The sequence below is a fragment of the Companilactobacillus keshanensis genome (genome assembly GCF_003946205.1).
Lineage (GTDB): Bacteria > Bacillota > Bacilli > Lactobacillales > Lactobacillaceae > Companilactobacillus > Companilactobacillus keshanensis.
In genome coordinates, this window is the sequence record NZ_RHOS01000035.1 from 1 (window position 1) to 1,894 (window position 1,894).

1 rRNA gene is annotated in these 1,894 nt (G+C 47.1%); it reads left to right on the forward strand.

Annotated features, from left to right (window positions below):
• The first annotated feature begins 245 nt into the window (after window positions 1-245).
• A 16S ribosomal RNA gene (locus tag EKM64_RS11140) occupies window positions 246-1,822 on the forward strand.
• The last annotated feature ends 72 nt before the right edge of the window (window positions 1,823-1,894 follow it).

Genomic DNA, 1,894 nt, shown 5'->3' on the forward strand with positions numbered 1-1,894 from the left:
ATTCATCTTTACCTTCAAAAAATTATTTTAAAAAGTTGTTGACATTAACTTGTCCAATTGATAAGATAATTGAGTCGCTTGTTAAGAAGTTCACTTCTTGGCAGACATGTAGACCTTTGAAAACTGAACAAAGTTTTAACAATCAATTGTGTATATACCTTTTAATTAAGGTTTGAATTATTTGAATTAAAGAAACATTGACGAAGTCAATTTTCGCTAGTATTAATTTTTGAGTCACAAACTTTTAATATGAGAGTTTGATCCTGGCTCAGGACGAACGCTGGCGGCGTGCCTAATACATGCAAGTCGAGCGAACTCTGGTAATTGAACGATGGTGCTTGCACCGGAGTGATTTTACATTTGAGTGAGCGGCGGATGGGTGAGTAACACGTGGGTAACCTGCCCTAAAGTGGGGGATAACATCTGGAAACAGGTGCTAATACCGCATAACAACATTTACCACATGGTTTATGTTTGAAAGATGGTTTTGCTATCGCTTTAGGATGGACCCGCGGCGTATTAGCTAGTTGGTAAGGTAATGGCTTACCAAGGCAGTGATACGTAGCCGACCTGAGAGGGTAATCGGCCACATTGGGACTGAGACACGGCCCAAACTCCTACGGGAGGCAGCAGTAGGGAATCTTCCACAATGGACGAAAGTCTGATGGAGCAACGCCGCGTGAGTGAAGAAGGTTTTCGGATCGTAAAACTCTGTTGTTGAAGAAGAACATGCATGAGAGTAACTGTTCATGTATTGACGGTATTCAACCAGAAAGCCACGGCTAACTACGTGCCAGCAGCCGCGGTAATACGTAGGTGGCAAGCGTTGTCCGGATTTATTGGGCGTAAAGCGAGCGTAGGCGGTTTATTAAGTCTGATGTGAAAGCCCTCGGCTCAACCGAGGAAGTGCATCGGAAACTGGTAAACTTGAGTGCAGAAGAGGAAAGTGGAACTCCATGTGTAGCGGTGGAATGCGTAGATATATGGAAGAACACCAGTGGCGAAGGCGGCTTTCTGGTCTGTAACTGACGCTGAGGTTCGAAAGCGTGGGTAGCAAACAGGATTAGATACCCTGGTAGTCCACGCCGTAAACGATGAGTGCTAAGTGTTGGAGGGTTTCCGCCCTTCAGTGCTGCAGCTAACGCATTAAGCACTCCGCCTGGGGAGTACGACCGCAAGGTTGAAACTCAAAGGAATTGACGGGGGCCCGCACAAGCGGTGGAGCATGTGGTTTAATTCGAAGCAACGCGAAGAACCTTACCAGGTCTTGACATATCTTGAAACACTAAGAGATTAGTTTTTCCCTTCGGGGACAAGAATACAGGTGGTGCATGGTTGTCGTCAGCTCGTGTCGTGAGATGTTGGGTTAAGTCCCGCAACGAGCGCAACCCTTATTACTAGTTGCCAGCATTAAGTTGGGCACTCTAGTGAGACTGCCGGTGACAAACCGGAGGAAGGTGGGGACGACGTCAAATCATCATGCCCCTTATGACCTGGGCTACACACGTGCTACAATGGTCGGTACAACGTGCTGCGAACTCGCGAGGGTAAGCAAATCACTTAAAACCGATCTCAGTTCGGATTGCAGGCTGCAACTCGCCTGCATGAAGCTGGAATCGCTAGTAATCGTGGATCAGCATGCCACGGTGAATACGTTCCCGGGCCTTGTACACACCGCCCGTCACACCATGAGAGTTTGTAACACCCAAAGCCGGTGGGGTAACCTTTTATTAGGAGCTAGCCGTCTAAGGTGGGACAAATGATTAGGGTGAAGTCGTAACAAGGTAGCCGTAGGAGAACCTGCGGCTGGATCACCTCCTTTCTAAGGAAAAGTGCGAGAGCACAACGGAAATACACAAGTTAAAACTTTGTTTAGTTTTGAGAGGTCTACTCT